The sequence below is a fragment of the Cutibacterium granulosum genome, from assembly GCF_900186975.1.
In the GTDB taxonomy this organism is placed as follows: domain Bacteria; phylum Actinomycetota; class Actinomycetes; order Propionibacteriales; family Propionibacteriaceae; genus Cutibacterium; species Cutibacterium granulosum.
The window spans coordinates 164,992-188,888 of the sequence record NZ_LT906441.1; the positions used below are offsets into that span (position 1 = coordinate 164,992).

Genomic DNA, 23,897 nt, shown 5'->3' on the forward strand with positions numbered 1-23,897 from the left:
CCGCGCTCCTTTCCTTTCACGCGCTTTCCGCCAGCTGGCTGACAATTTTGGCGAAACCTTCAAAAAATGGGGACAATTTCTCCGACGGCAGTACTTCCGGCAACAGAGCTTTATCTCTGATCTGCATCTCCACCGCTGCTACTTGCAATTTGTGTAGGACGGAATCGGATGAATCGAAAAACATAGCCCGAGCCGATTTCTCAACAGAATCGGACGACGAGTTGAACCGCAGTTGGTAGAAGTCGCGGAAGCGGGTCGTGATTGCCTGGCCAGTCACGTATTCTCTCAGCACTGTCTTGAAGGGCCTACCGGCCCGGATTGCCCGACCCAGAAGATATCCATCCACATCTTCGATCATGTCCGAGAAACCGAAGGACGACTCGACGCCGCGATGAGCAAGCCGATCCATACAGAACGCATAGCCCGATGCATAACTCCTCTCATTGTTCATCCAGTCGGCGTAGAAGGTCGAGAGGTCACCACCCCAGCCCCCGAAATCGCCTCGGTTCGCATTTTTCTCGTCGCCCCAGCCCATAAGCATGACGGCGTTGGCAGTCGCGGCGAGATGATCCATTGATACGGTCTCATTGTAAATAGGATCCGTGAACGTGATCAGAGGCCAGTGGAATTCGCTCGTAGCTGCCGCAAGCCAGTCCTCATCGGGAGCCCCGAGCAAGACTCTCCAACCTCTGTAGAGACGGGTGTACTTCGGGTGTCGAAGGAACTCCAGCACCCGTTTGTTGATAAGGGCGACGTCACTGGTGCCCCCACCGAATTTCGCCGCCATGTCATGGACCTGGTCAACTTTAGCCAAGGTGTCCTCCAACTTTGACGGTGTATGCCCACCCACTCCATCCGGGCCAATCCCCGGATCAATTTTCGTACGGTGCACATCGCGGTCCAAATCAATTTCCTTGTCCAAGTCAGCAGAGTAGCGGATCTCCTGGATCTGGTTAAATGACCAATTGTATGGGAGGGGGAATCCGAGATTACCGGAGTAGCCCCACGACATCCCCGAGACGAAGGAGCTGACCGTGTAGGTCTGCTCTGACACGCGCGAGCAGACATTGCGGCAACCGTAGACGCCGGCGCGATAGGCATGGCCTCGGCTAGCCAAGGCCGCCTGAACTCCCCGAAAATAGGGGATAATGTTGCTGTCAATCTCAGGATCGGTCGCGTCGTAGTCCACCGCGAAGTAGACAATGGCACCTGGGTTGAAACCGTAGTGGACCATACGGTCATGTGCCTTGTTCCCGTGCTCCCACCCAGAGTCGAAAGAGAAATCGATCAGCCGGCGTGAATTGTATTGCCAAATGGGGAACATCCTCATGTTCCCAGCGAAGATGGCCTGGAGTTCACCATCTTTAAGTCTCTTGTCTAACGTGCCGCCTGGGGGTTCATCAAGATACCGACCTACCACCGTATAACCCGATTTGACCAGCGAATGTGAAAGAGACTCAGTGATTGTGAACCGCGTATCACATGCATGAGCCGTGCGATTTGGGTCGCCCGTGGATACCAGTAATTGACACCAAGTAGCGTAGTCCACACGATTGGTAACTGGCAGCAAACTAAATGCTTGAAATGCCTGAATATACTTGGCCAACTTGTCATCAAACGTAGCCTTGAACACCGTATGAACCATGTCTTCACCACTTGGAACAGCACCGTTGAAGACGCAGGCCGCAGACAGCAACTCGACAAGAACGCCACTATCACCGGGCTTCAAACTATGGGCTGCCAACTGCCGTTGGGTCGCCGGCCCGAAATTCCCATTCACCGAGGCGTCCGCTATCCCAAACTCAGACTGAAGGGCCTTCATTAGTAATTTCTGAACGTCACGTGAATAATGTCCCTCCGTAGGGATAAGCGTTGCAAAACTACGCCGCCAATACCGGCCATTCAACCACTGCTGGATCTTACGAACTTCCGGATCACCTCCGGCGACTAGGACGTAAGCATCCATTGTGAGCAAGGCCTTGAACAGTTTGGCATTCAGTCTCTCCTGCTTCCCAATACCCATGTTGTCGGTCATGGTATACAAGGACCCCGCCACTGCATCCTGCTTTGGCCCAAAAGGGGGTGAACTATTCCAGATCCCATCGAAATTCCCACCGGGATAGCCCTTGCAGTAGAAGGCACACTTGATGATATTGACGATGTTCTTGTTCCGCTCACCTGGCCCGACACCACCACGGGCATCCACCTTGGACATCGTGGTCGGACCGAACGCATGCGACAGTTTCTGGATTCCCAACTCGTGCTGCAAGCCTTCGGTAAGCGAGTACATCGTCGCCCAGTTCGTCTTGCCGTTCTCGGGGCAACGCTCATACCCTGCAACCCCCGAATAGGTCGTGTTGACCCACCTCTGGGCATCCAGCACCCGCTCGTCCATACATACCCTATCTGTGCTAGCCGTAGGCTACCTAATTTTAATTATTACGATCTTCATGTTTCTAAACCAACCCTCGAACACGGATAGAATACAAACACGCCCCTCGTAAATCAGAGTATAGCATCTTTGCCCAGATACGAAGCTAAGATCCCCCATAGTCGAAGCCCTTCCAGACAACTGCGGGATCAAAATCGTCATGGTTACTCGGAACCGAGGATCACCTCGATCCCCGGGGGCACCCGCGATCGCGCAACGCACCGCGATCAACAGAGTACTGTCTAGGGCGAGCGTGTCTTGATCGACGACCTCGCCCGGTTCGATGGCATAAGCATGATCGGTGTCAATGAATATTGCATGAAGAACACATCATCGTGGACATCACGCCTACCCGACATAGTCTCGTATCATTCTACTGGCCCTTAGCCGTGTGTCTTCACACAATACCGTGGTCAGGCCGGTAATCACAACGACAACAAGCCAGCCGTGATCATCGACCAAAAGGGACTCCCTAAGCCTCACCCAAGCATGAGTCGAGCTTCAGCAAGCCGAGTGCCCTGCTGAACCAGCTCACAAAGCATCGTCGGCGCTTTGATGAACCACCGGTCACCAATCGCGTATATACGAAAGGGCAAACCATTGTTGAATAAAGAGTCCACGGCCGATGTTCTGGTCATCGGATGGGGCAAGGCCGGCAAAACGATCGCCGGACGTCTGGCGGCGGAGGAACGCAAAGACGCCCTCGTCGAGAGATCAGCACAGATGTACGGGGGCAGCTGCATCAACGACGCGTACGTACCCACCAAGGACCTCATCGACTCGGCATCCAAGCGGGACAGCGCGACCCCGTCTCCTACTTCACCTCAGCCGTCGCCGACCGGGACACCCTCATCGCCAGACTGAACCACGCCAACCACGTCATGCTGAAAGGCAAAGTACTCCTCCTTGACGGGGTGGCCAGCTTCACCGGGCCTCACAGCGTGAAGGTGTCTGGTGGCAGCTAGCAGATCCCCCGCCACCGAGGACCTCCATCTTGAGGCCGCCGGAGTGGCAACCGACGAGCGCGGTTACATCACCGTCGACGACCAGCTACGCACCAATCCCGATAGCACTGATCATTGGAGTAGCGTCGTTAACGCTGTCCCAAGCAATTTCTCAGCGCCCGGCAGCACGACCGCAGCTGTGAACCACCATGGACGGAGGCTGTGTCCATACCGTAGGCCATGGGTGCGCGGTACGCCTTGAGGGTTGAGGGACGATCGACCACCGGGGTTCATGGATATCACGTCGGTGAAAGTGTTGTGGTACCCCTTCTCGTCGTTGGCACCGACGTTTGCCCCCGCCTGCAAGGCGTCGCCGTGATGATTGGCCTCACAACGGCAGGTGGGGGTCTCAGGACCCAGCCCGGGCAAGGGCAGCCGTGTCAGGGTAGGTCATCCAGCGATTCCTTTGGACAATCGACCTGCTGGACCGTCACCCCATGGGCCACGTCGTAAACCCGACACGCAACCGAGTGTGCCGATTTCCCCCCGTCAGGTGGCAGAAGAGAGCCTGACTCCACACGGACGTAGAAGTCGACACGCAACCGGGTCCCCTCACGACTACGCACCACCCAATGGCCACCAAGAGAGATGTCTATCGGCCTGGTCTCGTTAAACCACACCTGCGCGGCGTCCGCACGCTCAGCCGGGGAGGCAAGCCCCCGCGAGTCCAACTCTTTGCGCAGCGCACGGGGCACGGCAACGTCGGCGCTATCCGCTGCTTGCACATCCGCCTCAGATTGGATCGTGCTGCAACCCGCCCCGCCGAAACAGAGCAACACACACGAAGTCATGACGGCCCCGAACCGAAGACCCCTCATCGGCGCCCCCTCAGTTCTCGCCGAGCAACCGCACACCGCTCCGTACGCATCTATGGTACCAGCACCTCGTCAACAGGCAGCCTCGTTGGTTTGCCCGACGCCCTCGTCACTGCGAGCCAGGACTTCGAGCCTGAGTGACATCGCCGCAGAAGGTGGAAAGCCTGGGATGCCGTATCAGACGCTGCCTCGAATCTGCCTCATAATCTTGAACCCATGAGTGATGTCGTGCGCAGTGAGTCCCCCTTCCTGGCTGTTGACGCCGGACAATCCAGCACCCGAGTCCGCTGCGAACCTGGCCCCTGGGGGCCAGGGTGGATGGTCACCTCATCCGGTGTACGTACTGCTCTCCCCCTCGCCCCGCAATTTGCGGCCGTCATGGCGGACGTCGTGGCGGCGCACCCCGAAGTCACCGGTTCCCACTGCACAGTGGCCATCGGGTCATCGGGAGCCCGCGACGACGAAGACCCCGTTCCAGTTCTTGCGGCCCTCAAGCCCTATGGAGTCGGTCGAGTGCTGCTGGCCCACGACTCCATCACGTCGTACCTCGGCGCCCTGGGCGATCAGCTGGGTGTCGTCACGGCAGCTGGCACCGGAGTCATCACCTTCGCCGTCGGGCCCACTGCGGCGGCCCGGGTGGACGGTTGGGGATGGCTCCTGGGCGATGACGGTTCGGCCTTCTGGTTGGGACGCGAGGCAATGCGGGCCGTGTTGCGCGCCCATGACGGACGCGGCCCCGCCACCGTTCTGTCCGAGTCCATCGGCACCGAGTTCGACGACATCGAGCAGGCCTACCTGCAGCTGCACGCCGACCCGAACAAGGTGGCACGCATCGCAGGCTGGGCGGCCCAGGTGAGTCTGGCGGCCGAAGCAGGCGACCACGTGTCGATGGGGATCTGTCGTCGGGCCGGCGCACAGCTCGCCTGCTCCACGGCCACCGGCCTGCGCCGCGTGGGGCTTGGGGACGAGGACTCCCCCGTCGCCCTGTTGGGTGGGGTCATGCGCTCGGCACTCATCCGCGAGTCCCTCGAGATCGGGCTGGATCGGCTGGCACCACGAGCCCGGATCGTCGAGCCGATCGGGGAGGGGCTGGACGGAGCTGCTGCACTGCCTGCCGTGGATCCACGGTCTGCACTGGGTCGGCGTGTCAGCAGGGCAGACGTCAGCTGAGCCGCGCGATCATCGACACGCAGGCATCCCGACACGCAGGAATCCCGACACGCAAGGACGTTGGTCAGGCCACCAGCGACTTCGGTCGAGCGATGTCCGTCCGCGACGACCTCACCAGGAGACCGTGCACCCAGATGGTCAGCGTCACGCGGACTGGGCAGCCAAGAACTTCTGCACCGAGGCGAAGAAGGTCAGACCGTCCACCGAGCCGCCGGTGAGCATCTCCACCGAGTGCTCCGGGTGCGGCATGAGACCCACGACGTTGCCTGCGGCATTGGTGACACCGGCAATGTCGTGCACGGAACCATTGGGATTGTCCCGGTACCGGAAGACCACCTGATGGTTCTCCTCGATCCGGGCAAGGGTCTCGGCATCGACGACGTAGTTGCCCTCACCGTGCTTGGCCGCGATGTGCAGGCCCCGTCCGGCCGTCATGTCGCAGGTCCACACCGTGTCGTTGCTGGCAACGATGAGTTCGGAAACCGTGCAGTGGAACCGGCGCTGCTCATTGCGCATGAGGGTGCCGGGCAGCAGATGTGCCTCACACAGCACCTGGAAGCCGTTGCAGATACCCAGCACCGGCATCCCCGCGGTGGCAGCCTTCTTGATCTCGCCGACCACCGGCGACAGGGCCGCGATGGCACCAGCCCTCAGGTAGTCGCCGTAGGAGAACCCGCCGGGCAGGATGACGGCGTCCACACCGTGCAGGTCTGCGTCGGCGTGCCACAGACTCACGGGCTCGGCCCCGGCGATGCGCACGGCGCGAACGGCATCCTGGTCGTCAAGGGTGCCGGGAAAGGTGACGACTCCGATCCTCGGTGCCATGATCACTGCTCCACGTGGATGTCGTAGGACTCGATGACGGTGTTGGCGAGCATCTCCTCGGCGACGGTGCGTACCTCGTCAAGCCGATTCTCGACACCCTCACCAGTGATCTCGAATCGCTTGCCCTGACGTACCGTCAGACCCTCGTGACCCTGACGTCCCAGGGCACCCGTGATGGCCTTTCCCTGCGGGTCCAGGATCTCGGGTTTGGGCATGACGTCCACCACAACACGTGTCATGTCACCGATCCTATCGGTTTGTGGGCTGCGCGGCGCACTCCCCATCGTTGCGCCGCGGGAACCCTCGACATCGGACAGCGTGGAGGCGTCACCGAGCGGGTCCTCCACCCCGGCCAGCCGGGACCAGGCCTCGATGTACTTGGCGCGAGTGGCGGCCACGACGTCATCGGGCAGTCGAGGAGGCTCCTGGTCGGAGAACGAGCTCCACCCCGACGGGCCGGTGAGCCAGTCACGAACGTACTGCTTGTCGAATGACTTGTTGGCACCTCCGGGGGCCCAGGTCGATCCCTCCCAGAACCGTGAGGAGTCTGGGGTGAGCACCTCGTCGGCCAGGACGATGGTCCCGTCGGCACGGCGTCCGAACTCCACCTTGGTGTCGGCGAGAATGATGCCCCGGTCACGGGCCAGCCCCTCGGCCCGGGTGTAGATGGCGATGGACAGGTCACGCAGCTGTTCGGCGGCGTCGGCCCCGACGATGGCGACCAGATGGGCGAAGTCGATGTTCTCGTCGTGCTCGCCGTACTCGGCCTTGGTGGCCGGGGTGAAGATCGGTTCGGGGAGCTTGGAGCCATCCTGCAGTCCTTCGGGCAGGCTGATGCCGCACACCGTGCCGCTGTGCTGGTACTCCTTCCACCCCGAACCGGTGAGGTAGCCGCGCACGACGCATTCGACCGGGAACATGTCAAGCTCCTCGACGACCATCGCGCGGCCCTGCACGACCGGTGGCACGTCGGTGGAGACGAGATGGTTGGGCACGATGTCGGAGAGCTGATCGAACCACCACAGCGAGATCCCGGTGAGCACCTTGCCCTTGTCGGGAATCTCGGGGCTGAGGATGTGGTCGTAGGCGCTGATGCGATCCGTGGCGACCATGAGCAGCCGCCCCGGCTCGGGAAGGCGGTACAGACGGCGCACCTTTCCTTCGGCGATGAGAGGCAGATCGAGGGCATCGACAGAAGTGGCCATGGTCGAATCATGCCACGTTTCACCCCGTCACGTTTCAATCTCTCACGGGGGACGCCGAACCGTCAGGTCGCGAGCAGCCCCGGAGATCAACGGTTTCAGGACACTTCGACAGGTTCGTTCTTCGCCGCTGTGAGCACCCACCACCGCTGCGCAGAACCCGTGCTGCTGCGCAGAACCGCCGCTCGCACGGATCCCAGCCACGAACCCATCACGCGTGTCACCACGGTGATCTGGGGCGACCAACCACGGATCACCAGCACGATGGCGGGGCCTTCGACACGGTTCCATGAGTTTTTCATCCATAGATTTCATCTATGAGTTTTGCTGACGTGATAGATTTTCTCATAGTCGCCAGTCCCCAACGACAAGGAGAACCGATGAGTCTCATCAACAGCCAGATCCTCCCCTTCCATGCCAACGCCTTCCGTGACGGCGAACTCGTCGAGGTGAGCCAGGACGACATCGCCGGCAAGTGGGCGATCTTCTTCTTCTACCCCGGTGACTTCACCTTCGTCTGCCCCACCGAGCTGGCCGACCTCGCCGAGCACTACGAGGAGCTGCAGAAGATGGGTGTCGAGGTGTTCTCGGTGTCCACCGACTCCCACTTCGTCCACAAGGCCTGGCACGACACCTCCAAGGACGTCTCCACGGTGCAGTACACGATGATCGGCGATCCGGCCCTCACCCTCACCCGCAACTTCGACGTGGAGCGGGTCGGTGCCGGTCAGGCCGATCGCGCCACCTTCCTCGTCGACCCCGACGGCATCATCCAGTTCTACGAACTCACTGCCGAGGGCATCGGCCGCAATGCCACCGAACTGGTGCGCAAGGTCAAGGCCGCCCAGCACGTCCGCAACAATCCCGGACAGGTGTGCCCGGCCCATTGGGACGAGGGTGACGACACCCTGGCCCCGTCCATCGACCTCATCGGCAAGATCTGATCCTCCTCACACCTCATCTCGTGGGCCCGTCGCAACGTCGATGGGCCCACGCCATCTCAAGATCTGCCATCCCTGCCTCACCCGACCCCCTCGCCACCGGAGTTCCCATGCTCGACGCCAATCTCACCACCCAACTGCGCAGCTACCTGACGATGCTCACCACGGACGTGACGCTCGTCCCGTCCCCCTACACCGGCGACGACTCGACCCGCGTCGAGAAGTCCCGTCAGATGGACGAGCTGCTCGCCGAGATCGCCGACCTGTCGGACGCAGTGAGCGTGGCAGACCCGGTGGCGAGCCAGTACGAGCCGTCCTTCGCCGTGACCCGCCCGGGCACCGACATCGGCGTGCGGTTCGCCGGCCTGCCGATGGGTCACGAGTTCACCTCACTCGTGCTCGCCCTGCTGCAGGTGGGCGGCCACGAGATCAAGGAGGACGAGGCCCTCAAGAAGGCCGTCACCACGGTCGAGGGGCATCACGAGTTCGTCACCTACATGTCGCTGAGCTGCGTCAACTGCCCCACCGTCGTGCAGGCTCTCAACGCCATGAGCGTGCTCAACCCCAACATCAGGCACACGGCGGTGGAGGGATCGACCTTCCGCGACGAGGTGGCGGCCAAGGGTGTGCAGTCGGTGCCGACGATCTTCCTGGACGGCGAGGAGTGGGGCTCGGGTCGGATGACCATGACCGAGATCCTCGAGAAGCTGGACGCCGAGGCGGCATCCGGTGCCCACGAGGACCTCTCCCACCGTGATCCCTACGACGTCCTCGTCGTGGGTGCCGGCCCGGCCGGGGCCGCTGCCGGCGTCTATGCGGCACGCAAGGGGATCCGCACCGCCGTGGTGGGCGATCGCGTCGGAGGGCAGGTGCTCGACACCGACACCATCGACAACCTCGTCTCGGTACCGCACACCACCGGCAGCGAACTGGCCGCCTCGCTGAACGCCCACATGGCCGACTACGAACTCGACCTCATCGAACACCAGCACGCCACGGGTCTCACGCCCGGCGGGGACGGGTTCACCGTCCACCTCACCGACGGAAACCTGCGCTCGCGAGCCGTCATCCTCGCCACCGGTGCCCGTTGGCGTCATCTGGGGGTTCCCGGTGAGGAGGAGTACCGCACCAGGGGAGTCACCTACTGCCCGCACTGTGACGGGCCACTGTTCCGGGGAAAGAGGGTCGCGGTGATTGGCGGGGGAAATTCCGGTGTCGAGGCTGCCCTCGACCTGGCCGGCGTCGTCGAGCACGTCACCGTCATCGAATTCCTCGACGAACTCAAGGCCGACGAGGTGCTACTCACCGCCCTGGGCAAGCTCGACAACGTCGACGTCATCACCGGTACCGCCACCACGAGCATCGACGGGGACGGCACCACAGTCACCGGGCTCAGCTACACCGATCGCACCAGTGGGCAGGAACACTCCATCGACGTGTCAGGGGTCTTCGTCCAGATCGGGTTGCTGCCCAACACCGAGTGGCTGTCGGAAGCCGTGGAACTCAACGGCCGCGGCGAGGTCGTCATCGACGAGCGGTGCCGCACTTCGGTTCCGGGGATTTTCGCCGCCGGAGACTGCACCACCCAGGCATACAAGCAGATCATCACCTCGATGGGATCGGGAGCGACGGCCAGCTTGGCGGCCTTCGACCACCTCATCCGCAACCAGGCCTGAACCCATGAATCTGCGCGAGCTGGAATATCTTGTCGCCCTGGCAGACACTGGCCACTTCGGCCAGGCAGCCCAGGCGTGCGGGGTGAGCCAGCCCACCCTGTCCGCCCAGATTCGTCGTCTGGAGGACGATCTGGGTGTGACCCTCGTCGCCCGTGGCCGACGAGCCGAACTCACTGCGGCCGGGGTACGGGTGACCGAGCTGGCTCGTCAGATGCTGGCACTGTCCGACGACATCCACGCCACGGCGCGCGAATGCGCCGGTCAGCCCGCTCCCCCGCTGCGGGTGGGAGTCTTCCCCACCCTTGCGCCCTACCTGGCCGGTCCGCTGCTGCGTGGGATCGCCGCACAGCAGTCCGATCTACAGATCGTCATCGCCGAACAACCGACCAATGACCTCCTCACCATGCTCGAGCAGCGTGCCGTGGACGTGGCCCTCATCGCCACCCCGGTGACTCCGATGCTCAGCCGGATACCGCTGTTCCGGGAGGATTTCCTCCTGGCCGTACCGGCAAGTGACCCCCTGGCTGGCACCGCACCGATACATCCCCTGGCCCTGCGTGGCAGAGACCTGCTCCTCATGAGCGAAGGACACTGCCTGCGCGACCAGGCCTTGGACGTCTGCGCCGAATCAGGGGCAGGGCATCGCCTCGACATGGCAGCCTCGTCGATCGGCACCCTGCTCGAGCTGGTGGCTGCCGGCTCCGGACCGACGATCCTGCCCAGGATGGCCATCCCACCACAGAGAGACGCCCGGCTGTGCCTACGGGAGTTCGTGACACCTCGCCCACACCGTGACATCGCACTGGTGGCCCGCCCCACGGTCGTCCTGCGTCCACAGGTGCAGCAGCTCGTTGACGTCTGCCACCACCTGCCCACCGACGAGGTCGTGACCCTGGAGGAGTGAGCGGACGAGCGATGTGCGCCGAGTCACTACCCCGCACATCACGTCCCGGGGACAGTGTCAGCGGCGCTTGGGGTCACAGCACCAGGCCAGGGTGGTAGGCAGCGGCTTCGGGGAAGTCGTCGGCAATGTCAGCCACCTTGGCCAGCAGCGCCTCCACCTGGTCCTCGGCGGCCCCGGTGAGTTCCATGGGTGAGCTCACGAGATCATGCAGCTGCCGAGCGGTGAGCGGGATACGCTCGTCGGCCCCGAGCCGCTCGTAGAGGTCGTTGTCCACCTGGCCCGTCTCGCGCATGTCCAAGGCCACGGCGACAGCGTGCTCCTTGATCACCTCGTGGGCCTCCTCCCGGCCCACACCGGCACGCACACAGGCCATGAGGACCTTCGTCGTCGTGAGGAACGGCAGGTAACGATGCAATTCGGCGTCGATGACGGCCGGGAACGCCCCAAACTCGGCCAGGATGGTGAGGAACGTCTCGAACATGCCGTCAACGGCGTAGAAGGCGTCCGGCAGGGCGACACGCCGTACCACCGAGCAGGAGACGTCGCCCTCGTTCCACTGGGTACCGGCCAGCCCCTCAACCATGGTGAGGTAACCGCGCAGCACGATGAGGAAACCATTGACACGCTCACACGACCGGGCGTTCATCTTGTGTGGCATGGCGGACGAGCCGACCTGGCCGGGTTTGAATCCCTCGGTGACAAGCTCGTTGCCTGCCATGAGCCGGATCGTCGTGGCGAGGTCGGAGGGGGCACAGGCGATCTGCACCAGGGTGGAGACGACCTCGAAGTCGAGGGAGCGGGGATAGACCTGCCCGGTGGAGATGAGCACGTCGTTGAAGCCGAGCTGGTCTGCGACCCGGCGTTCCAGCTCGTCAAGCTTGTCGGTGTCGCCGTCGAGCAGGTCGAGCATGTCCTGACTGGTCCCCATCGGCCCCTTGATGCCGCGGGCAGGGTAGCGGTCAATGAGCTCGTTGACGTGCCGCCAGGCAAAGAGCATCTCGTCGATGGCGGTGGCGAATCGCTTGCCCAGGGTCGTCACCTGGGCGGGGACGTTGTGGGAGCGCCCCGTCATGGGACGCTGGGAGTAACGGCGGGCGAGATTGGCCATCCCGACCAGGCAGGTCACCATGCGCTCGCGCACCAGGCGCAGTGAGTCCAGCACCTGGGCCTGCTCGATGTTCTCGGTGAGGTCACGGCTCGTCATGCCCTTGTGGACGTGCTCATGACCTGCCAGGGCGTTGAACTCCTCGATACGGGCCTTGACGTCGTGCCGCAGCACGGCCTCGCGCTCGGCGATGGAGTCGAGGTCGACGTCCTCGACGACCGCCCGGTAGTCGGCGATCACCGTGGCGGGGTCCTCACCACCGAATCCGACACCGAGCTCCGCCTGTGCCTCCATGATCGTGATCCACAACCGGCGTTCAGCGATGATCTTGTTCTCCTGGCCCCAGATCGCACGCATCTGTGAGGAGGCATAGCGGTTGGCCAGGACGTTGGGTGCGCTCATGAGATCTCCTTGTCGACTGAGGGGTCAGTTGGTTGACGGGTTGTTCCGGTACGACGGTTCCTCGGGTGTCGCCGTCGCATGCCTGGGAGTCTCGTGCGACGAGTTGCCACTGGCCAGACCGGCGACAGCCTCCTGCTCGGCGGCAGCGGCAGCGATGTCATCACGGTGGAACCCGCCGTCGAGCTGAATCTCCGAGATGTTCTGGTAGGCCTCCTGACGTGCCCCCGCCAGGGTCTCGCCATGCCCCAGAACGACGAGGACCCGGCCTCCCGAGGCAACGAACTGGTCACCGTCCAGCCGAGTTCCGGCATGCAGGACATCGGCGTCCTGGCCCGTCAGACCCGTGATCGGGCGGCCGGTGATCGGCGCGGACGGGTATCCCTGCGAAGCCAGGACGACGCCCACCGCGTACTCGGGGCGGAACCGCAGGCCGTCAATCGTCGACAGGTCTGCCTGGGCCGCTGCCAGCATGATGCTCGCCAGCGGCGATTCGAGCAGGCTCAGCAGGGGCTCGGTCTCCGGGTCGCCGAACCGCACGTTGAACTCGACGACCTTGGGGCCGGTACTCGTCAAGGCCAGGCCGACGTACAGCAGACCGATGAAGGGGGTTCCCTGGGCCTGCATCTGCGCCAAGGTGGGCATGATGATCTGCTGGCTCACCTGGTCCACGAGATCGTGCGGCGCCCAGGGCAGCGGGGTGTAGGCCCCCATGCCACCGGTGTTGGGGCCGGTGCCGTCGTTGCCGACCCGTTTGAAGTCCTGGGCCGGCTGCATCGGCAGGGCACGCTCCCCATCGCAGATGGCGAACAGGCTCACCTCGGGTCCGTCGAGGAACTCCTCGACGACAACCCTGTGACCTACCTCCAGGCAGTGCTGCGCATGGGCAAGGGCTTGGCCACGATCCTCGGTGACGACGACCCCCTTGCCGCCGGCGAGCCCGTCGTCCTTGACGACGTGCGGAGCTCCGAAATCATCCAGAACCTTGGCCACCTGGTCCAGTTCTGTGCAGACGCAGGACGCGGCAGTCGGCACCCCGGCGTCGGCCATGACCTGCTTGGCGAAGGCCTTGGATCCCTCCAGACGAGCAGCAGCAGCGCTGGGGCCGAAACACGGGATCCCGGCCGCGCGCAGGGCATCTGCCACGCCAGCGACCAGCGGGGCCTCCGGGCCGACGACGACGAGGTCGGCCTCGATGGAGCGCGCCAGGTCGACGACGGCGGGCAGATCGGTCGGACTGACGTCGTGATTGACGGCGAACGAGGCAGTCCCGGGGTTGCCGGGGGCCACGTGCACCTGCCCCACCTGGGGATCGCGGGAGCATGCCAGGGCAAGCGCATGTTCGCGCCCGCCCGAGCCGAGAACGAGAACTGTCATCTGAGCCACGGGTCAAGACTACGGGGTCGAGCTCGATTCCTCCTCCTGCGTCCACGGCCGCGGCTCGCGCACTGCGGCGAATCAGCCCTCCTGACGCCAGAGTCCCCTGGTGACCGTGCTCAGTCGATGAGGCTGTTCACGGCCACGGACTGCTCGCGTCCCGGCCCCACGCCAATGCCGGAGATCCGGCATCCGATGAGCTCCTCCAGTCGCTCGACGTAGCGGCGGCAGGTGGTGGGCAGGTCGTCCAGACGGCGGGCCCCAGTGATGTCCTCGGTCCACCCGGGCAGGTACTCATACACCGGCTTGGCGTGATGGAACTGCGACTGGGTGGTGGGCATGACGTCGGTGCGCTCACCGTCGATCTCGTAACCCACACACACCGGGATCTTCTCGATGCCGGTGAGCACGTCGAGTTTGGTGAGGAAGACGTCGGTGGCGGAGTTGACGTTCACCGCCTGCTCGACGACCACGGCGTCGAACCAGCCGCACCGACGTGGCCGGCCGGTGGTGGCCCCGAATTCACCGCCAGCCTGTCGCAGTGCCTCACCACTCTCGTCAAGCAACTCGGTGGGGAACGGCCCCTGACCCACGCGGGTGGTGTAGGCCTTGGCGATGCCGATGACCCGGTCGATGCGGGTCGGTCCGACGCCGGTGCCGGTACACGCACCGCCGGCGATCGGACTGGACGAGGTGACGTAGGGGTAGGTGCCGAAGTCGATGTCCAGGTGATGGGCCTGGGCCCCCTCGAAGAGGACAACCTTGTCGTCGTCAAGGGCCTTGTTGAGCAGACGCGAGGTGTCGACGACGTGGGGACGGATCCGCTCGGCGTGGGAGAGCAGCCCGTCGATCACCTGGTTGGCGTCGATGGCACGTCGGTTGTAGATCTTCACCAGGGCTTGGTTCTTGCGCTCCAAGGAGGCCTCGACCTTCTGACGCAGGATGGACTCGTCGAAGAGGTCCTGCACGCGGATGCCGATCCGGTTGACCTTGTCGGAGTAGGCCGGGCCGATACCGCGTCCGGTGGTGCCGATCCTGCGCTTGCCCAGGAATCGCTCGGTGACCCGGTCCATCGTCTGGTGGTAGGGGGTGATGATGTGGGCGTTGGCGCTGATGAGGGGGTGGGGCACCTCGACGCCGCGCTTGCCCAGGGCATCGAGCTCGTCGTGCATGACGTCCAGGTCGATGACGACGCCATTTCCGAGTACTGCGGTGGAGTTGGGGTTGAGGATTCCAGCGGGCAGCAGGTGCATGACGAAGGTGTCGTCACCCACGACAACGGTGTGCCCGGCGTTGTTGCCCCCGGAGTACCGGACGCAGTAGTCGACTCGCTCGGCTATCTGATCGGTGGCTTTTCCTTTTCCCTCGTCGCCCCACTGGGCTCCCATGACGATGATTCCGGGCATACTCTTTCCATCTCCTCGGACAGCTGGACTGCCGGTGCAACCGGTCCAACTTTACGGCATGAGGGTTTCTCGCACCGAGCCTCACCCGACAGCTGCACCCGAACGGGCTCCACGCCCTGCGACTCCCCCGGTTCCCCGTTGGTCTGGATCCGTTGGTCTGAAGACCACTGACCTTCCGAACCCAGGGAGAACGTCAAGCCAGGGAACTCTCCTACGCCCAATGCAGGTCTGAGGCCATCATCTGGCCATCTCAGGTGCAAGGCAGTGCCGCACAGGACGGTGCCGCACCGGGAAACCCGTCTGCCCAAGCCCGTCGGCCCAACGAGGGAGACGCGCCATGACCACCATGCAGTATCCCCCACACAAGCCCGTCGGCCCGAAGTGAGGAGGTGAGGTGCGTCACTGCCCGCCACCACACAGGTGACATCGAGAATCAGTGCGACTCGGGGACGGGAATCTCGAGCAGGCTCAGGCGTGCTCCCTCCAGGCAGAGCCGGCGCGCCAACGGTCCGAAATGCGGGTCGGACTCGTGACCGTCGAAGGCCAGTCGGTGTTCCGAGCGACCATGAGCGTCCCGCACGACCCAGGCGACGGCCCGGGTGAGGGCCTCGTCGGCGTCAGGGGTGTCCCGTCGCACGGACTCGGCACAGACGGTCGACGCCCCCGGATCGTCGAAGACGAAGGCGACGGCGGCTGGTTCCCCGTCGACGAGGGCGACGGCAGTACGATCCAGGTCGAGTTCGCGGGCCTCGGAGGCGATTGCCGCACGCGCCTCGTCCGAGTCGTCTACCGGTGACCACTCCTCGTGGGTCCAGGTGTAGATCTGCGACCACAACAGTTCGACGGTTCCCGGCGCCAGGGTGGAGCCGGCCACGACGTCGTCGACCGAGCCCAACCGGTTGACGACCTTCTCGAAACTGCGCCGCGGCAGCTCCAGGGGCGGGCAGACGGCGTAGGGCCTGGCACCACGTTCCAAGTAGAACTCCTCGACGTCGGAGCCCTCGATGGCCTTGACGGCCAAGGGACGGTCAGACGCCTCGGCAACCTGGTCGAGCAACCGGGTACCGATCTGATGCCCTCGTGAGTTCGGGGCGACCTCCACCTCGACGAATCGACGAGTCCGATGCACGAGCGCCAGCCAGGTGACGGCATACCCGACGATCTCACCACGCCACACGGCGACCCGGCCGACTGAACCAACCATGTCCATCCGCTCGGCGAACGAACCGGGGCTGCCGAATGAGATCTTCGTCACGTCCTGAGGCTGATAGTCGCGAAACTCCACATGCTCGGTCATGGCCCCTCCTCATCCATCGTCATCATCGACGTTCGATACGCCATTGTCCCTCATCTGCGCTCGCCGTGCTGGCCGAGCGTGGCAATCAGCACGGGGAGCACGGATTCTCGATGTGGACAACCCACCCGTGCCGGGCCGCGTCTGGATCCCCGCCGAGGACTACCCCTCCGGCCAGGGATCGCCCACCTTTGCCGGGCCTGTCACGGATGACTGGTCACTGCGGCAGATCTGGGCACAGTTCCTCAAGATCGGCCCACAACTGCGTCGACTCCTCCTCGGCGCCGAGTCGACGTGCCGCCTGGGCCCGAGCCCGCATGGCACGGATGAGCCCCTGATTGGGCAGATGCTGCCACAGCAGGGTGTCTCCGGGCTCCCAGCCAGCCTCCTCCAGCAGCTGCCTGCCCAGGAACACACCTGTGCTCGCGTAGGAGTAGGCAGCCATGTCGGAACTCTCACTGCCCGTGAGCAAGGCACCCTCGGCCAGCAGCGCCCACACCAGAGGCGAGTTCAGATGGTCCTTCGCAACGTCGTTGAAATGCTCTCTGCCTTGGGCGGACAACGCCGAGATCACCGAGGAGTCGGCGAGCACGACGCCCTCGTCGGCGTTCTCCTGATCGGGAGCGGACACGTCACTGGGGTCTTTGGCCATGGGTCCTAGCCTATGCCGATCCGGCTACGCGCGGGAGCGTGGGCCGAGAAGCTCCACCAGATCAGCATGAACTGTCAGCACGTCCTGCCGCGCCACGACGAATGAGTCCGACGACGAACACGACTACACTCGGGTGGGGATGCCTTTTTCGCGCATGCCTTTCTCTACCCGTCAACCGACCGGAGATTTTTCATGCCCGCTCGCAATGATCTGCGCAATATCGCCATCGTGGCCCACGTCGATCACGGAAAGACGACCCTCGTCGATGCAATGTTGTGGCAGTCCGGCGCATTCCGCGAGGGTGCTGACGTCGACACGCGCGTCATGGACTCGATGGACCTCGAGCGTGAGAAGGGCATCACCATCCTGGCCAAGAACACGGCCATCACCCATCGCATGAGCGATGACGAGGAGATCACCTTCAACATCATCGACACCCCTGGTCACGCCGACTTCGGCGGTGAGGTCGAACGCGGCCTGGAGATGGTCGACGGCGTCATCCTGCTCGTCGACTCCTCCGAGGGACCCCTGCCCCAGACCCGTTTCGTCCTGCGCAAGGCCCTCGCGAAGAAGCTCCCCCTCATCCTCGTCATCAACAAGGTGGATCGCTCCGATGCCCGGATCGACGAGGTCGTCGAGGAGACCTACGACCTCTTCATGGATCTGTCGGAGGACGAGGACGCCTCCCTGCTCGACGTGCCGGTCGTCTACGCCTCCGCCAAGGCCGGCCGGGCCTCGATGACCAAGCCGGCCGACGGCGAGATGCCCGACTCCCCCGACCTGCAGCCCCTCTTCGACTGCATCGTCGAGAACATCCCGGCCCCCAGCTACGAGGAGAACGGGGTGCTCCAGGCACACGTCACCAACCTCGACGCTTCCCCGTACCTGGGACGTCTGGCGCTGTGCCGCGTCGTCTCCGGACAGCTGCGCAAGGGAGAAATGGTTGCCTGGTGTCGCCGGGACGGATCGGTGCAGAACGTACGGCTGGCCGAACTCCTCAAGACCGAGGCCCTGGAACGGGTGCCGGCAGAGTCTGCGGGGCCCGGTGACATCGTCGCCATCGCCGGTATCCCGGAGATCACCATCGGTGAGACCCTCTCCGACCCGGAGAACCCCACGCCCCTGCCGCTCATTCACGTTGACGAGCCGTCGATGGCCATGACGTTCGGCATCAACACCTCGCCGTTGTCGGGGCGTTCCGGCGACAAGCTCACTGCACGTCTGCTCAAGGCCCGCTTGGACCAGGAGCTCATCGGCAATGTCTCGATCCTCGTCAACTCCACCGATCGCCCGGACCAGTGGGAGGTACAGGGACGCGGTGAGCTGCAACTCACCGTTCTGGTGGAACTCATGCGTCGTGAGGGATTCGAGCTCACGGTGGGCAAACCACAGGTGGTCACCCGCGAGATCAACGGCAAGCTCCACGAACCCTTCGAACGAGTCACCGTGGACGCTCCCGAGGAGTTCATGGGCACCGTCACCCAGATGATGGGGTTGCGCAAGGGCCAGATGATGCACATGGTCAATCACGGTTCGGGCTGGGTGCGCATGGAGTTCGTCGTGCCGGCCCGTGGCCTCATCGGTTTCCGCACCGAGTTCCTCACCCAGACTCGCGGTCAGGGCATCATGAACCAAGTCTTCGAGGACTACCAGCCGTGGGTGGGTGAGCTGCGCACCCGTCAGACCGGCTCCATGGTGGCCGACCGTCAGGGAACCGTCACCAGCTACGCCCTGTTCAACCTGCAGGAACGCGGCACGATGTTCGTCTCCCCGGGTGAGGACACCTACGAGGGCATGGTCGTCGGCGAGAACTCCCGTCCCGACGACATGGACGTCAACCCCACCAAGGAGAAGCACCTCACCAACGTGCGTTCCTCCACTGGCGACGAGCTGGAGCGGCTCATCCCGGCCACGAAGATGTCCATGGAGCAACAGCTGGAATTCTGCCGTGAGGACGAGTGCCTCGAGGTGACCCCGGACATGGTGCGCATCCGCAAGGTGGAGCTCAACGCCCACGAACGGGCCAAGGCACGCACCCGTGCCAAGAAGGCCTGAAGCACACCGTACCGACTGAGAAAAGTTCTCATTCCTTACGCCACCAGCGTAAACCGCGGCGACCAGGTCGTTCCCAGGAAGACGCTCACGTGCCGGTTGAGTGGTGGGGCAGATATGAAACGTCTGCGCCACCATTTCACCGCCCCAGATGGTGTTTCTGAGAGGCACTGGTATTAATCTGTGCCAGTCAGATCCCGTGCCCAGCATGCACGGCACCTGCCCTCATCACCCCTATCCTCGAGGTCAACCATGACATTGTCACGAACCCTCGCAGCTGGAGCATTGTCGACAGCGCTCTTCCTGGGCATGGCCCCTCTGCAGGCGCATGCAGATCCTGCAGCCACGTCAGGCACCCCTACTCCAACCCCGTACAGCGCGCCAGCCACGACCGGACACTCTGCCGAGCCCACCGATTCCCCCGCTGCGAGCCCGGAAAGCTCCAGCCCCCGGCTCGAGGAGTCACCTGAGACTCCCGCCCCTCCCCAGCGAGCTACGGCCACCCAACCAACTGCAACCGCCCGGCCCTCGACACCACCGCAGAAGGGGATCGTCTACCTCAACGCCGACGCCAACGTCTACGACCTCGCCGGCAAGAAGATCGCACGATCCCACGTTGGCGACCGCATCGGTTCCTACGGACGCAACGGCAAGAGCAACTGGTGGCTCGTCAACTACCGTGGCACGCAGGCCAGGATCGACGTCAAGTACATCTCTGGTAAGCCTGTCGCCAAGTACCGCAACCATTTGGTCTGGATCACCAACAACAGCTACGTCTACGACCGCGCATCGATGTCTTCGAGAAAAATTGCCTCGATCAGGCGTGGGAAGTACGTCGGCACCCGTGGTCCCGCCCAGGGCGGATGGTGGCCGGTGAATTACCGCGGCCGGGACGCCTGGATCCCCAAGGTCGTCCTCAGCACTTCCGAGATCCCCGCCAAGACCATCGTGTATGCCACCAAGGATGTTGCCGTGAAGGCGACTGCATCGTCATCGTCCAAGACGGTGGGAACCATTCGTCGTGGCGCCTACGTCGGGATGAGCGACATGCCTCGCAGAGGATGGACCCCCGTCTGGTTCCGGGGAACGCAGGGATGGGTCCCCAGCAATGCCATCTCCCGATCCAAGCCCACCAACAAGCACGTGGACTCTCGCTGTCTGAAAGGCGCCAAGGTGGCCTGCGCCAGCAAGGCTGACCGCAAACTGCGTTACATGGAGAACGGCAAGGTCATCGCCGAGTTCGACGCACGCTTCGGTGCTCCTGGCACCCAGACCCGCAATGGCGTCTTCAAGGTGTACATGAAGCACCAGAACCACTATTCGACGATCTATCACGTCACGATGCCGTACGCGATGTTCTTCGACGGTGGTGAGGCCATCCACTACTCCGCCGACTTCGCCCGCTACGGCTGGGCCCACGGCTCGGGTGGCTGCATCAATGTGCGCGACATGAACGCGGCCCGCTGGTTGTGGAACAAGATTCCCGTCGGCACGAAGGTCGTCGTCTACTGATACCGCGAGCCTGCACGTGTGATGAGCTTTCACCAGTGAGTGACTTGGGGGTCTGCCGAGAGGCAGGCCCCCAGTGTTTTTTCAGCACCACAAGTACCCGTCCCCGAGAACCTGTCCGGGTGCTCGATCTCTCCCCCCTGTCAGGACAGGTGCTTGACCCCCTCTGGAAGCCGGACCTGGTCGGTGGGGGTCTCGTCGTCCTCGACTCCCCGGCTGGAGACCTTGTCGAAGAGGATCTTCACCGTCTGGATGAGGATCTTGACGTCCATGAGCAGGGAGTACTGCTTGATGTAGATGAGGTCGAAGTTCAGCTTGGCCGAGAAATCCGAGGCGTACTTCCCGTACACTTGGGCATAGCCGGTGAGCCCGGCACGCACGGAGTGACGCAGATGGTAGTGCGGATTCTGCTGCTCGAACTGCTCGACGAAGAATGGCCGCTCCGGGCGTGGCCCCACCATCGACATGTCTCCCACCAGGACATTGAAGAGCTGGGGCAGCTCGTCGATGCGCAGGCTTCGCAGATACTTGCCGACCGGGGTGACACGCGGGTCGTGGGAGGTGGCCAGCATGGGTCCGGACTCCTTCTCGGCGCTCACCGACATGGAACGGAACTTGAGGATGTTGAACTCCTTGCCACCACGGGTGACGCGGGTCTGGCGATAGAAGACCGGGCCACGCGACGTTGCCTTGACGAGGATGGCCGTGATGAGCATGACCGGCGAGGCGAGGATGAGCCCGATGAGGGCGATGAGGATGTCGAACAGGCGCTTGAAGACGTCCAGCTCGGCCGGGATGCGGAACGGGCTCACGGCGATGATGGCCTCGTCCTCGATGCTCATGATGGTCGGGTTGACCAGCAGCAGATGCTCGAAACTCGTGGACAGGAAGATCTCCTTGTCCTCCCGCAGCAACAAGTCGTAGATGGCAAGCCGATCCTCATCTGGTAGGTCGTCGGAGACGTGCACGGTGTCGAACTCGTCGAGATGGTCGCGGATCTGCTCCAGGTAGCTGCCATCCACCACATGGGTGAGACGGTGCCGCGAGCTGCGGTTGGAGAGGAAGTTGACCACCGAGCGATTGAGCTCCTCGGCAGGGCCCACGATCATGACTCGTTTGACGCCCCGCAACTTCTGATATGTCTTGAACTCGAGAAGACGCCACAGCCCCAGCAGGACCGTGCTCACCGCGAAGTTGATGAGCAGCACCGATCTGGGAAACGCGAACCACCGTCCGACGAAGGTCAGCGCCATGATGAGGATCGTCACCAGGGCTTGGTCGACGACCGTGATGACTGCAATGTCAAGCAGCGTCTTGTTGTACAGCACATACATGCCAGACAGCGCACTGACAAGGAAAAACGCGATGACTCCAGTGACCATGGCGGCCTTGGCGTCATTGAGGTTTCGTGCGGGAATGGTGAACCCGAAACGCAGGTAGAACGACAGGTACATTCCACCGATGAACACGCAGACGTCCACCAGAGCCGTCAACAGTTTCTGGGTTCGGCTGAACTCAACCTTGGACGACACTCAAAAACTCCTTCACATGTCCCATTCGACGGCTCCAGCGACCGGAATCACAGTTGTGGACGTACATGCAGCCCCACCTCAGGGTCCACCAGGATGGTCTGGCTGGCTGCAACACCATCGACGGTGAGTACCGAGTCCACGGAAACATTGCGCTTGAGCAGCGCCAAACCTACCGGACCGAGCTCGTGGTGCAGGGCAACGCCACCGAGCTGCCCCACTTTTCGTCCCTCCAGGATCACCGAGGCCCCGGGATCGGGCAGTTCGGCGTCGGACCCGTCAAGCATGAGCATGGTGAGGCGCCGGGGTGGGCGACCCAGATTGTGCACTCGCGCCACGGTTTCCTGACCGCGGTAACACCCCTTGTCGAGGTGCGTGGCGTACAACCCGATCTCGTTGGGGATGGTGCGCGCATCGGTGTCGAGGCCGATGCGCGGGATGCCGGAAGCGATCCGCATGGCGTCCCAAGCGAGCACACCCACCGGTTCGGTGCCGACATGGTTGCCGAACTGCGCTGCCCGAGGATCGGCACGCTCACCCATCGGGACGATGAGTTCCGTCCCGCCGGCGATCTGTGAGGTCAACCGGGCAACCACGTCAACCTGATCGGTTGCCACGTCTGCCCCGGTCCACACCACGGCAAGATCTGCGTGTCGGCGCACCTGCACGCGCATCATGAATCGCATCGAGTCGAGCCAGGCGACGAGATCGTCACCACGGCCCGGTTCGGTCCAGGCCCAGAAGGTGGTGCCGTCATCGACTGCGTGCATGACGTGCTCGATGTGCCCCTGGGGATCGAGGATCAGCGCAGTCGTCGTCTCGGCCGGCTGCAGGTTCTCCAGATGCTGGGTGGTGAGTGAGTGCAGCCAGGTGAGGCGGTCCGGCCCACTCACCGAGAACACCTCTCGGTTCGTCAGGGCCAACCACCCGGCGCCGTCTTCGATGTGACGCTGCTCGACATTGGGGTTCCCGACGTGCGAGACGAGTCCGGCGTCCGGTCCGTCGGTGAGGAGTACCGGCATGTCAGGCCCTCTTGAGTTGCGCCCACATGTAGGGCTTGAGGGCGTCCCCCTCCACGGAACGGTCAAAGGTCCACAGGAGATCCGAGTTCACCTGCCCGTAGAGCCGTTGTCCGGCGGTGTAGGCCACCGAGGCATCATCGGCACGCACCACGGTGTCGGTGCGCATCTCGATCTTGGCCCCGTCGATCGAGCCGGACCACAGCTCCGACCAGCCCTCCTGCGCCGTCATGACGACGGTGAGGCTCTTGGAGTCCACCCGCGGACGCCAGTACCCGGTCTCCATGCGTAGCGGACGTGCCGGGGTGCCGTCAGGGTTCTTGTGGTAGGTCTGGCAGATGTAGTGCAGGAAATCCCCACCGTTCTCGGTGAAATCGATCTGACAACCGAATTCGAACTGGGTGCCATCGGTCTCGGCACCATGCCCGTCACCTTCCCAGTGGCCAATCATCCAGGCCAAGGGCATGAGATCGCGATTCAGATCGTCGGGAATGTGAAAGACCATGAGTCCTCTACTGCTCTACTTCTTGACATGACGTCACCGCCTGCCACGTCGGCAGAACGCGGTGATGACCCACGACCCCAAT

At 63.3% G+C, this 23,897-nt stretch carries 18 protein-coding genes and 1 pseudogene; 7 read left to right on the top strand and 12 right to left on the bottom strand.

What is annotated here, in order from left to right:
• Positions 1-16 precede the first annotated feature (16 nt).
• A complete protein-coding gene (locus tag CKV91_RS00785) occupies positions 17-2,395 on the bottom strand; it encodes a glycoside hydrolase domain-containing protein (protein ID WP_021105082.1) in 2,379 nt (792 codons plus the stop codon).
• A gap of 591 nt (positions 2,396-2,986) precedes the next feature.
• On the opposite strand from CKV91_RS00785, the pseudogene CKV91_RS10045 reads away from it, so the two are divergent.
• A pseudogene (locus CKV91_RS10045) lies at positions 2,987-3,390 on the top strand (pyridine nucleotide-disulfide oxidoreductase); the annotation flags it as partial.
• Positions 3,391-3,815: 425 nt separating this feature from the next.
• On the opposite strand, the gene CKV91_RS00800 reads toward CKV91_RS10045, so the two are convergent.
• Positions 3,816-4,253 (bottom strand): hypothetical protein, encoded by a 438-nt coding sequence (locus CKV91_RS00800; RefSeq protein ID WP_021105084.1) that lies wholly within the window; start codon positions 4,251-4,253, stop codon positions 3,816-3,818.
• Positions 4,254-4,466: 213 nt separating this feature from the next.
• Here CKV91_RS00800 and CKV91_RS00805 point away from each other — a divergent pair, with 213 nt between their 5' ends.
• The gene (locus tag CKV91_RS00805) at positions 4,467-5,420 is read left to right on the top strand and encodes an N-acetylglucosamine kinase (protein ID WP_036956949.1); all 954 of its coding nucleotides are present in this window, start codon (positions 4,467-4,469) and stop codon (positions 5,418-5,420) included.
• A gap of 144 nt (positions 5,421-5,564) precedes the next feature.
• Here the strand turns inward: CKV91_RS00805 and purQ are convergent, their stop codons facing one another.
• Complete coding sequence (gene purQ, locus CKV91_RS00810) at positions 5,565-6,245, bottom strand: phosphoribosylformylglycinamidine synthase subunit PurQ (RefSeq protein WP_021105086.1); 681 nt, start codon at positions 6,243-6,245, stop codon at positions 5,565-5,567.
• A 2-nt stretch (positions 6,246-6,247) separates the two neighbouring features.
• Positions 6,248-7,450, bottom strand: coding sequence for a phosphoribosylaminoimidazolesuccinocarboxamide synthase (locus CKV91_RS00815; protein WP_021105087.1), 1,203 nt, complete (start codon positions 7,448-7,450; stop codon positions 6,248-6,250).
• Between the two features lie 377 nt (positions 7,451-7,827).
• Between CKV91_RS00815 and ahpC the strand changes: the two genes are divergently transcribed.
• The 3 genes from ahpC (at position 7,828) to CKV91_RS00835 (ending at position 10,968) form a co-directional block, all read left to right on the top strand.
• Positions 7,828-8,391, top strand: a complete 564-nt coding sequence (ahpC, locus tag CKV91_RS00825; protein ID WP_021105088.1) for an alkyl hydroperoxide reductase subunit C — start codon at positions 7,828-7,830, stop codon at positions 8,389-8,391.
• A 107-nt stretch (positions 8,392-8,498) separates the two neighbouring features.
• On the top strand, positions 8,499-10,064 hold the full coding sequence (ahpF, locus tag CKV91_RS00830) for an alkyl hydroperoxide reductase subunit F (RefSeq protein WP_021105089.1): 1,566 nt from the start codon (positions 8,499-8,501) through the stop codon (positions 10,062-10,064).
• Positions 10,065-10,068: 4 nt separating this feature from the next.
• The gene (locus CKV91_RS00835) at positions 10,069-10,968 is read left to right on the top strand and encodes a LysR substrate-binding domain-containing protein (RefSeq protein ID WP_065860400.1); all 900 of its coding nucleotides are present in this window, start codon (positions 10,069-10,071) and stop codon (positions 10,966-10,968) included.
• A gap of 73 nt (positions 10,969-11,041) precedes the next feature.
• Here CKV91_RS00835 and purB read toward each other — a convergent pair whose 3' ends face one another.
• From purB to CKV91_RS00860, 5 genes are all read right to left on the bottom strand, one after another.
• A complete protein-coding gene (purB, locus tag CKV91_RS00840) occupies positions 11,042-12,475 on the bottom strand; it encodes an adenylosuccinate lyase (RefSeq protein ID WP_065860399.1) in 1,434 nt (477 codons plus the stop codon).
• Between the two features lie 24 nt (positions 12,476-12,499).
• Positions 12,500-13,849, bottom strand: coding sequence for a phosphoribosylamine--glycine ligase (purD, locus tag CKV91_RS00845; RefSeq protein ID WP_065860564.1), 1,350 nt, complete (start codon positions 13,847-13,849; stop codon positions 12,500-12,502).
• Between the two features lie 119 nt (positions 13,850-13,968).
• Complete coding sequence (locus tag CKV91_RS00850; protein WP_021104122.1) at positions 13,969-15,255, bottom strand: adenylosuccinate synthase; 1,287 nt, start codon at positions 15,253-15,255, stop codon at positions 13,969-13,971.
• A gap of 433 nt (positions 15,256-15,688) precedes the next feature.
• A complete protein-coding gene (locus CKV91_RS00855; RefSeq protein ID WP_021104121.1) occupies positions 15,689-16,552 on the bottom strand; it encodes a GNAT family N-acetyltransferase in 864 nt (287 codons plus the stop codon).
• A gap of 214 nt (positions 16,553-16,766) precedes the next feature.
• Complete coding sequence (locus CKV91_RS00860) at positions 16,767-17,201, bottom strand: DUF3151 family protein (RefSeq protein ID WP_021105093.1); 435 nt, start codon at positions 17,199-17,201, stop codon at positions 16,767-16,769.
• A gap of 192 nt (positions 17,202-17,393) precedes the next feature.
• On the opposite strand from CKV91_RS00860, the gene typA reads away from it, so the two are divergent.
• A complete protein-coding gene (gene typA, locus CKV91_RS00865; protein ID WP_021104119.1) occupies positions 17,394-19,256 on the top strand; it encodes a translational GTPase TypA in 1,863 nt (620 codons plus the stop codon).
• Positions 19,257-19,505: 249 nt separating this feature from the next.
• Positions 19,506-20,765: a L,D-transpeptidase gene (locus tag CKV91_RS09645; RefSeq protein ID WP_231933767.1), complete on the top strand. Its 1,260-nt coding sequence runs from the start codon at positions 19,506-19,508 to the stop codon at positions 20,763-20,765.
• 140 nt (positions 20,766-20,905) lie between these two features.
• Here the strand turns inward: CKV91_RS09645 and CKV91_RS00875 are convergent, their stop codons facing one another.
• Genes CKV91_RS00875 through CKV91_RS00885 form a run of 3 tightly spaced genes read right to left on the bottom strand, consistent with a single transcriptional unit; the run spans position 20,906 to position 23,815 of the window.
• The gene (locus tag CKV91_RS00875; RefSeq protein WP_021104117.1) at positions 20,906-22,294 is read right to left on the bottom strand and encodes a sugar transferase; all 1,389 of its coding nucleotides are present in this window, start codon (positions 22,292-22,294) and stop codon (positions 20,906-20,908) included.
• A 47-nt stretch (positions 22,295-22,341) separates the two neighbouring features.
• Entirely contained in the window at positions 22,342-23,313 is a 972-nt protein-coding gene (gene ygfZ, locus CKV91_RS00880; RefSeq protein ID WP_065860398.1) for a CAF17-like 4Fe-4S cluster assembly/insertion protein YgfZ, read from the bottom strand.
• A gap of 1 nt (position 23,314) precedes the next feature.
• Positions 23,315-23,815, bottom strand: coding sequence for a nitrobindin family protein (locus CKV91_RS00885; protein WP_021104114.1), 501 nt, complete (start codon positions 23,813-23,815; stop codon positions 23,315-23,317).
• Positions 23,816-23,897 lie beyond the last annotated feature (82 nt).

What these genes read in the sequence shown, in the direction of transcription:
- CKV91_RS00785 (WP_021105082.1), bottom strand. Translation starts at nt 2,395, where the DNA reads ATGGACGAGCGGGTGCTGGATGCCCAGAGGTGGGTCAACACGACCTAT.
- CKV91_RS00800 (WP_021105084.1), bottom strand. Translation starts at nt 4,253, where the DNA reads ATGAGGGGTCTTCGGTTCGGGGCCGTCATGACTTCGTGTGTGTTGCTC.
- CKV91_RS00805 (WP_036956949.1), top strand. Translation starts at nt 4,467, where the DNA reads ATGAGTGATGTCGTGCGCAGTGAGTCCCCCTTCCTGGCTGTTGACGCC.
- purQ (WP_021105086.1), bottom strand. Translation starts at nt 6,245, where the DNA reads ATGGCACCGAGGATCGGAGTCGTCACCTTTCCCGGCACCCTTGACGAC.
- CKV91_RS00815 (WP_021105087.1), bottom strand. Translation starts at nt 7,450, where the DNA reads ATGGCCACTTCTGTCGATGCCCTCGATCTGCCTCTCATCGCCGAAGGA.
- ahpC (WP_021105088.1), top strand. Translation starts at nt 7,828, where the DNA reads ATGAGTCTCATCAACAGCCAGATCCTCCCCTTCCATGCCAACGCCTTC.
- ahpF (WP_021105089.1), top strand. Translation starts at nt 8,499, where the DNA reads ATGCTCGACGCCAATCTCACCACCCAACTGCGCAGCTACCTGACGATG.
- CKV91_RS00835 (WP_065860400.1), top strand. Translation starts at nt 10,069, where the DNA reads ATGAATCTGCGCGAGCTGGAATATCTTGTCGCCCTGGCAGACACTGGC.
- purB (WP_065860399.1), bottom strand. Translation starts at nt 12,475, where the DNA reads ATGAGCGCACCCAACGTCCTGGCCAACCGCTATGCCTCCTCACAGATG.
- purD (WP_065860564.1), bottom strand. Translation starts at nt 13,849, where the DNA reads ATGACAGTTCTCGTTCTCGGCTCGGGCGGGCGCGAACATGCGCTTGCC.
- CKV91_RS00850 (WP_021104122.1), bottom strand. Translation starts at nt 15,255, where the DNA reads ATGCCCGGAATCATCGTCATGGGAGCCCAGTGGGGCGACGAGGGAAAA.
- CKV91_RS00855 (WP_021104121.1), bottom strand. Translation starts at nt 16,552, where the DNA reads ATGACCGAGCATGTGGAGTTTCGCGACTATCAGCCTCAGGACGTGACG.
- CKV91_RS00860 (WP_021105093.1), bottom strand. Translation starts at nt 17,201, where the DNA reads ATGGCCAAAGACCCCAGTGACGTGTCCGCTCCCGATCAGGAGAACGCC.
- typA (WP_021104119.1), top strand. Translation starts at nt 17,394, where the DNA reads ATGCCCGCTCGCAATGATCTGCGCAATATCGCCATCGTGGCCCACGTC.
- CKV91_RS09645 (WP_231933767.1), top strand. Translation starts at nt 19,506, where the DNA reads ATGACATTGTCACGAACCCTCGCAGCTGGAGCATTGTCGACAGCGCTC.
- ygfZ (WP_065860398.1), bottom strand. Translation starts at nt 23,313, where the DNA reads ATGCCGGTACTCCTCACCGACGGACCGGACGCCGGACTCGTCTCGCAC.
- CKV91_RS00885 (WP_021104114.1), bottom strand. Translation starts at nt 23,815, where the DNA reads ATGGTCTTTCACATTCCCGACGATCTGAATCGCGATCTCATGCCCTTG.